Genomic DNA, 6,876 nt, shown 5'->3' with positions numbered 1-6,876 from the left:
ACTTCAAGTGTTAGCTAAGTGGGGGAGTGTTCAATTCTTAACGACATTCCTTCACTCCTATCCCTATCACTATCTTTATCTACCATTGCTTATATATCATACAATCGGGATTGCTACAACTACACGCCTCAAGATCATAATTTAGGAATGCCCATTCTTTAATAATGCAAAAAAATTAAAATATAGCCGAGAGTGCCACCTTATAAATATCCTGTAACGTTTTGCGGTCGATTGCCGTTTTGGCCATAATATGCAATCCCTGCTTCATGCCGACCAGGAAACGCGACAGCTCGCGGAGATTATGCTTCCCTTTCAATTGACCCTCTTTCTGCGCGCGGAGCAGGAAGCTGTAGAACCGGTTCTCCATATCCAGCAGAGTGGCCTCCACCCTGCCCGCTACCTTGGAGTCGAAGGGTGCAAGCTCGACGGCCGTATTGGCAATTAAGCAGCCGCGCCGTTCTTTTGCGTCGTCCATGGAGTTCTCGGTCAGACGTTCGAAGAAGGCGGCAAGCTGCTCCTTCGGATTGCCCGGCTCCTCCAATATCGCAAACAGCTTCCCTGCGGAATTAATCCGAAACCGGTCAAGCGCGGCCAGAAACAAATCGTTCTTATCCCCGAATGTTTCATACAAGCTGCCTCTATGCACTCCGGTATGCTCGCATAAATCCTGAATCGATGTTTTTTCAAAGCCTTTGCTCCAGAACAGTTCCATCGCTTTATCCAGTACCGTTTCTTCGTCGAACTCCCGAGGTCTTGCCATCATCACTCCTCCTCTCTGAATACATCTTAATTATTTAAGAATGAACAGTCAAGTATTGTTATGATCATTCGAGTTTGACAGATGCAGCATAGGAGGCTGTGAAATACATTATGAAAATGGAAACAGCCCGGACAGAGACGACCGGGAGCTATACTAAGTCATGTGCCAGTGTCCAATATATGGCCGCTCTGACGGCGCAGAAGCTGCTGATTCAGGACGGTGAGCTCATCCCGTTGACAAGCATACGGAGCTGTTCACAGCAGCTCCCGCTTTTTTCGTAGCCATCACAACGAGCAGCCTGCTCGGAACAGTAACAGTGGGCATTGTGTCGCTGATGCTGCTGCGTCTTGCGCTTTAAGTGGTCAGCAGCGGTTTAAGCTCATCAATCACTCCCTGAAGCTGGGACGAGCATTGCTCGTAAAGCTTTTTGGTGTCCTTATTATTAGAGGACAGTCCGAACAATTCCAAATCGGCTTCGCATTTTTTCAGCAGGGCATATAGCTCCGGCTTCTCCTGCGGTTGAGGGACTTGAGCATTATCTGCATACAAATCGACAGTCAGATCCCCGTAGGCATCGACTTGGCCCAAGAAAATGTCCTGCAAGTTAAGTTCCTGCTTCTCAAGCTCATCCAGCAGCCACTTTGGAGTCTTCCCCATCATATCGAGTGCTTCAGGCATCAATTTTCCGTCCATAATGACGGCCTGGGTTTCTTTCTCCGGAGCCACCTTAATTCCCAGATGCTTCGCAGTAAGCGGCTGATTCTCGCGGGTCAGCAGCACATTGACCTCTCCGCTCGACTCCATAATCGCAAACTCAACATCAGCCACCTTGAATACGTCTTTGCCACGCAGCAGTTCCAGAAGTTCATCCGTCGTAAGGCGCTCTTTTTTCATATTCTCTTCGAGGATCTTGCCGTCCTTAATCAACACGGTCGCTTTAAAATCAATGAAGTCTCTGGCCCTCTTGCTCTTGAGCTGCAGAAATTCGATTCCAAAGGAAATAGCGATCCATACCAGAAGTGCGATCATACCCAGATGCCAGTGTTTATCCGTATCCATCGAGACGTAAGCTGCCAAACTGCCAAGCGTAATCCCCGTAATATATTCGAAGAAAGAAAGCTGGGACACCTGTCTTTTGCCAAGCATCTTCGTTAATAGAAAAAGTACGACCACCGCGAACATGGTCCGAAAAACAACCTCCAGCCAAGTTGGCATTTGAGCGCCCTCCTCATTATTTCTTTGTGTTTTTAACAAGTTCATTATTTCTCGGGGCTCGCGAAACTATGCAAAAATGTCCTATTGCTGTTTCTGTCCTAACAAAACGCCGACCGGTGAATAAATGCAGCCTAAAGAGCACATATTAGTGAACGGCTCATTCCCTTACGCCAATACAATTACGCCAACACAGGAGGAATTAACGATGACTGTAGCTTCCGATGTAAAAACTTGCCTTTCTTCACTGAAAAGCGCTCAAGCCAGCCTTGAACAGTTCGCACTGAGCACTCAAAATCAGCAGGCCAAAACGCTGTTTACCAGTGCCGCGCAGCAAACTCAGCAAATTGTTCAACAAGTGGAAAGCCGGGTTCAGGATCTGGAAAACGAAGAGCCGCAATACAAAGGATTTTAGTAAAAAGACAAAAGGCCTCATTCTCCACCAGTTAGTGGGGAGTGGGGCCTTTGTTAGCTTGCAATCAGAACCGGTTACCCGGTTATATCCTCATTTTCATCCAAACTGCTTAAATTCCTGCAAAAATTTCTCGATATTCCCGTTCCATCTGTTGCCGCTCGCATCCAGAAGCTCCAGCACACTCTTGATCGTCTTCAAAATCCTGCTGTCCGCCGTTCCGTTCTGCACCGCCTTTTCATAGGCTTGTCTTAACTTGGGATCGATGGTTGTCGGTTCCCCGCCCGTACCATATTCATAGGCAGGTGTATTGTTGGAGCCGTAAAAGACGAACATTTCCATCAGTTGGAGCTTGTTATTGGCCGCTGCGGTACGGTTGGACTTCGGGTACTCTTTAACGTAGGATTCCAGGGCAATCGCCCGGTTAATCAGCTCATCCCATGTAATGACAATGGCGGCATCGTTCAGAGCCGGTTTATTGGAATCGGTGGCCATCAGATCAATATAGGCGGCGATGTCCTTACCGATATAAGGCTTGAAATATTTGAAACCCTCGTAATGCATCACGGGGTAGTACATGCCCTCACTTGTCTCCAACTTGTATCCATAACTGGAAGACTCGGTTAATACGGCCCGAACGCCGGGATCTGTAATGGTATTCAGCAAGCGGCTGTAGGTGAGCCCGGTCTGCAGCCCGTTCTTACGGACAGCGTCGTCGATTTCCTTCTGCACCTTCACTGGAAAGAACTTTTCGTAAAAAGACTCCAGTCTCGCCTTTTGCGCATTTTCGAGCTGAAGCACCATAACGGTCGCCCGCCAGGAATCGGCTCTTTTTATGTGATTTAGTAAATAATTACGCGCCTGGATTAAGCTTAGCGGCGTCTTTGCCGAATTTTTCAAATATTTCTGAAACTGGTTATACACGCTTAAGCTTTGTTCGGCGGTTACAGCCGAAGCTGCCGATACGGAAGGAGCAAATGCTGCTGTGCCTACCCCGGAGCCCAAAGCGATCGCCAGACCGAGCAGCGCCCCTCTTTTTATTTTTGCGGATGCTTCAAATAGAGTCTTCATATTCATCCTTCTTTCTGTGCTGTTATGCAGTGTATTACCCTCTAGACGCGCACACGCCGCAATTTGTTGCAATTGAACAGACAAGAAGGTTTCACGTTCGTTCTAGAACAGCTCCCTTCTCGGCGAAAAAGCCCCCGGCGTCTCGCGAGGGCCTTTAGAACAGTTGAGCTTTCGTTTAGTGCATAGAGCCTTCCTGCGGATGGCGGACGACAACACGCTTCAGGAAGAAAGCGATGACGAGACCGACAATGGCCAAAGCCGTCGCGAAGATAAAGGCGTGCTGAACCCCTTGAGTGAAGGCCGGAATCAGGTGAACCGGGTCCAGCGGATTCTCCACGCTCTCCAGGTAACTTTTCGAGCCAGCCGTCATGATGCTGATAGCAAGCGCAGTGCCAACAGCTCCGGCAACCTGCTGCAGCGTATTCATAATGGCCGTTCCATGCGGATACAGCTCAAGCGGAAGCTGGTTGATTCCGTTCGTCTGCGCCGGCATGAACACCATCGATACGCCGATCATCAGCGCGCTGTGCAGCACGATCGTGAACACAACCGAGGAAGCCGGGTTGATTCCCGCAAAGAGCCACAGCGTCGCCGCAACAATAACCAGACCCGGAATAACAAGCCACTTCGGCCCGTATTTATCGAACAGCCGGCCCATTAGCGGCGACATCAAGCCATTGATAAGCCCCCCCGGAAGCAGCATAAGCCCGGCCTTGAACGGACTAAATCCCTGTCCATTCTGCAGATACAGCGGAAGGATCAGCATGGCGGCCAGAATGACCATCATACAGATAAAAATCATCAGCAATCCAACGACAAACATTGGGTACTTGAACGCACGCAAATCCATCAGCGGCTGCTTCATCGTCAACTGGCGCCATACGAACAACACCAGCGACACAACTCCGACGGTGATGGCTATCAGCACTTTGGGATTGCTCCAGCCTTCCGCTTCCCCTGCGCTGCTGAAGCCAAATACGACGCCGCCAAAGCCGACGGTGGAGAGCAGAATCGAGAACCAATCGATTGCGGGCTTGGTTACCTCAGTTATATTTTGCATGTATATCATGCCGAAAATCAGCGCGATTACGAGAAACGGCAGCGGCAGCCAGAAAATCCAGTGCCAGCTTAGATTCTCAATAAGCAGACCGGCAATGGTCGGTCCGGTGGCAGGCGCCACCATAATGACAAGACCGATCATGCCCATGGCCGCGCCTCTTTTTTCTGCCGGAATAAGAACCAGTATCGTATTGAACAACAGCGGCAGCAGCAGCGCCGTTCCCATCGCCTGCACCACCCGGGCAATCAGCAAAAATCCGAAGCTTGGCGATGCGGCAGCCAGAAACGTTCCAATGATGGAGAATGCCAAAGATGCAATAAACAATTGTCTCGTCGTGAACCGTTGAAGCAGCAGGCCCGAGATAGGCACAAGAATTCCCAGTGTCAATAAATAAGCCGTCGTCAACCACTGGGCCGTAGTCGGCGTAATATTCAGCGCGTCCATTAATACGCTGAGCGCGACGTTAAGCGCCGTTTCACTGAACATGCCGATAAAGCCGCTAAGGAGCAGCGCGATTAGGATCGGCATCTTCCTGATTTTTTCCTGGTTTATGGCTGTAGATTGCATTGTTTCTCCCACTCTTATTTCCTCCTGCTATTAGTGTATTCTTCTCTCTATCTTTGTACTCGCCTCAAAGAGCTCATCCAATCATCTGTTAATACTGTAGTATCTCAAAGTATAACCGAACATAAGTTCTAATTCAATAAGTTTCCAGTAAAAAGATTGCTGCTGGTACGAGGGTAACATTCAGTCTACACAATAAAATCATAAATTTAAACTAAAAGTCAATGTCTTTTACTTTCAAAATAGACTGGAAGATATTATAATTTAACTATTCCAATATGCGAGGTAGGTATTATGACCGATACGTTAAAGGGGATTCCCAGAACCGCTCGTCAGGGTCAACCAATCCGTCATTGTTTTGTCCGTGCTGCTGACCTGGTTTACCGGCTTTCACTGGTTTCTGGCCATTCCGCTGGCCGCCGGGCTGCTCGGCCTTATTTTCCGCTACAATCCTGTGATCCGCCTCTCCGCCCGGTTTCTGAGGAAAGACCGTTCCTCCTATATTCTCGAAGATGAGGATCAGCAAAACTTCAATCAGACCATCGCCGTACTCTGCCTGGCCGCCGGACTCATCAGCTATCTCGTCGGTTGGTTTATCTCGGCGTATATTTTTACCGCTATTGTAGCTGCCGCGGCTTTCGTTGCCATACTCGGCTTCTGCATCGGCTGTTTCATCCATTACCAATGGAAAATGTATACCTATAGACGGAAACAAGGCAGCCCCCGCTGATGGCTGCCTTCTTATTTTTTAAGGGAGGCTGTGAGCAGCGGCTGCACTCCTCTTCGTCTCGTCCACGGCCTAACGGTCATTTCTCCCCATCGTTCTCTTCGCCAACAACCGACCAGCGGTGGCGGAACTTTTCAAGCCGGGGATGCAGAACGCGCGGCGCTTCCGGCAGCAGCAGGCGCAGCTTCTTAATCCATTCTTCGAAAGAGGAGAATGAGGCGAACAGATTGGCCGTCTCCGGTGTAAGGTACAGAAAATGCGGCGCCGGATAACGCTCGGTTAAGTGACGCAAGGCCGAGTCGATCGGCGTATACTTTTTCCGCTTGCCCTCCAGGTTCTCCACCGTAATGTAGGAAGCGCCCTGCTCCCTTTTCCACTCATGGAGACGGTCTTCCCTTTTGTAATATGAACTGGCGGGCTCCTTGGACATTCTGCGCACCGTTTCCTCATGGAGCGGATAGAGCACAAGCTTGCTGAAGTTTTTGTCCAGCGCCGCCTGCGCCGCCGCTCTCAATTCCTCATCGGTCGTATGCTCAAAGGAATCGTAATAGATTAGCGTCCCTCTGCGTTTCTCATTCGGCGGCTGATAGCCGTAAGGCACATGCTGTACTTCCCGTCCCATTGGTTGACCTCCCGGTGTGTATATTTATGATTGTAGCATTTCCTTCAACGATGCGGGATATCTAGAATTTCTTGCCGAATGAGGCGGACGAGCCCGGCATAAGATCTTTTCTGCGATATACGCCAAGCAGCAGCCCCAGCGCACCGTATTCGATCAGCAGATGGCTTCCGCCATAACTGATAAACGGCAGCGGCAAGCCGATGATGAGGGCGTGTCCGCTTAATTTGAGCACCCCGTACACAAGCTGAAAGGCGAGAATTAGCGCAACGCCAGCGATCAAGGCTTTTCCGTAAAGGTCACGCACGGAGAACCAAGCTTGTATCGTTCGTATAACAAACCAAAGATAAGCCCCGCAAGGAAGAAGCCTGCTGCCCAGCCAAAGGTGTAAATCAAATACGGAAAAATCATATCAGATTGAACACTCCCCCACTTAGCTAACACTTGAAGT

9 protein-coding genes and 1 pseudogene are annotated in these 6,876 nt (G+C 49.6%); 4 read left to right on the top strand and 6 right to left on the bottom strand.

The genetic code is table 11. From position 1 onward, the window contains the following. Window positions 1–175: 175 nt before the first annotated feature. Window positions 176–763, bottom strand: a complete 588-nt coding sequence (locus L691_RS0110945) for a TetR/AcrR family transcriptional regulator (RefSeq protein WP_084654067.1) — start codon at window positions 761–763, stop codon at window positions 176–178. Between the two features lie 107 nt (window positions 764–870). Here L691_RS0110945 and L691_RS31975 point away from each other — a divergent pair, with 107 nt between their 5' ends. Beyond that, the gene (locus L691_RS31975; RefSeq protein WP_156934213.1) at window positions 871–1,041 is read left to right on the top strand and encodes a hypothetical protein; all 171 of its coding nucleotides are present in this window, start codon (window positions 871–873) and stop codon (window positions 1,039–1,041) included. Beyond that, on the top strand, window positions 1,011–1,118 hold the full coding sequence (locus L691_RS34240) for a hypothetical protein (protein WP_156934214.1): 108 nt from the start codon (window positions 1,011–1,013) through the stop codon (window positions 1,116–1,118). Before L691_RS31975 ends, L691_RS34240 begins: the two co-directional genes overlap by 31 nt. On the opposite strand, the gene L691_RS0110935 is transcribed toward L691_RS34240, so the two are convergent. Next, window positions 1,115–1,975: a DUF421 domain-containing protein gene (locus tag L691_RS0110935; RefSeq protein WP_025690545.1), complete on the bottom strand. Its 861-nt coding sequence runs from the start codon at window positions 1,973–1,975 to the stop codon at window positions 1,115–1,117. The two genes, L691_RS34240 and L691_RS0110935, sit on opposite strands and share 4 nt — an antisense overlap. Before the next feature lie 205 nt (window positions 1,976–2,180). Between L691_RS0110935 and L691_RS0110930 the strand changes: the two genes are divergently transcribed. Then, entirely contained in the window at window positions 2,181–2,387 is a 207-nt protein-coding gene (locus L691_RS0110930; RefSeq protein ID WP_025690544.1) for a DUF1657 domain-containing protein, read from the top strand. Between the two features lie 96 nt (window positions 2,388–2,483). Here L691_RS0110930 and L691_RS0110925 read toward each other — a convergent pair whose 3' ends face one another. Together L691_RS0110925 and L691_RS0110920 are read right to left on the bottom strand one after the other, a co-directional pair. Further along, window positions 2,484–3,455 (bottom strand): hypothetical protein, encoded by a 972-nt coding sequence (locus L691_RS0110925; protein WP_025690542.1) that lies wholly within the window; start codon window positions 3,453–3,455, stop codon window positions 2,484–2,486. Between the two features lie 175 nt (window positions 3,456–3,630). Further along, window positions 3,631–5,082, bottom strand: coding sequence for a DHA2 family efflux MFS transporter permease subunit (locus L691_RS0110920; RefSeq protein WP_025690540.1), 1,452 nt, complete (start codon window positions 5,080–5,082; stop codon window positions 3,631–3,633). 316 nt (window positions 5,083–5,398) lie between these two features. Here L691_RS0110920 and L691_RS0110915 point away from each other — a divergent pair. Next, window positions 5,399–5,809, top strand: a pseudogene (locus L691_RS0110915) (DUF4395 domain-containing protein); the annotation flags it as partial. A 76-nt stretch (window positions 5,810–5,885) separates the two neighbouring features. Here the strand turns inward: L691_RS0110915 and L691_RS0110910 are convergent. Beyond that, window positions 5,886–6,428, bottom strand: coding sequence for a hypothetical protein (locus tag L691_RS0110910; RefSeq protein ID WP_025690536.1), 543 nt, complete (start codon window positions 6,426–6,428; stop codon window positions 5,886–5,888). Between the two features lie 61 nt (window positions 6,429–6,489). Next, entirely contained in the window at window positions 6,490–6,804 is a 315-nt protein-coding gene (locus tag L691_RS0110905; protein ID WP_084654065.1) for an FtsW/RodA/SpoVE family cell cycle protein, read from the bottom strand. Window positions 6,805–6,876: the final 72 nt, after the last annotated feature.

Origin of the sequence: Paenibacillus zanthoxyli JH29 (genome assembly GCF_000520715.1) — a bacterium.
GTDB classification, from domain to species: domain Bacteria; phylum Bacillota; class Bacilli; order Paenibacillales; family Paenibacillaceae; genus Paenibacillus_AQ; species Paenibacillus_AQ zanthoxyli.
The sequence above is the reverse complement of the archived record's forward strand: the minus strand, read 5'-3'. Positions and strand labels throughout refer to the sequence as shown.

Coding starts and splice junctions, on each gene's coding strand:
- L691_RS0110945 (WP_084654067.1), bottom strand. CDS start 763: ATGATGGCAAGACCTCGGGAGTTCGACGAAGAAACGGTACTGGATAAA.
- L691_RS0110935 (WP_025690545.1), bottom strand. CDS start 1,975: ATGCCAACTTGGCTGGAGGTTGTTTTTCGGACCATGTTCGCGGTGGTC.
- L691_RS0110930 (WP_025690544.1), top strand. CDS start 2,181: ATGACTGTAGCTTCCGATGTAAAAACTTGCCTTTCTTCACTGAAAAGC.
- L691_RS0110910 (WP_025690536.1), bottom strand. CDS start 6,428: ATGGGACGGGAAGTACAGCATGTGCCTTACGGCTATCAGCCGCCGAAT.
- L691_RS0110925 (WP_025690542.1), bottom strand. CDS start 3,455: ATGAAGACTCTATTTGAAGCATCCGCAAAAATAAAAAGAGGGGCGCTG.
- L691_RS31975 (WP_156934213.1), top strand. CDS start 871: ATGAAAATGGAAACAGCCCGGACAGAGACGACCGGGAGCTATACTAAG.
- L691_RS0110920 (WP_025690540.1), bottom strand. CDS start 5,082: ATGCAATCTACAGCCATAAACCAGGAAAAAATCAGGAAGATGCCGATC.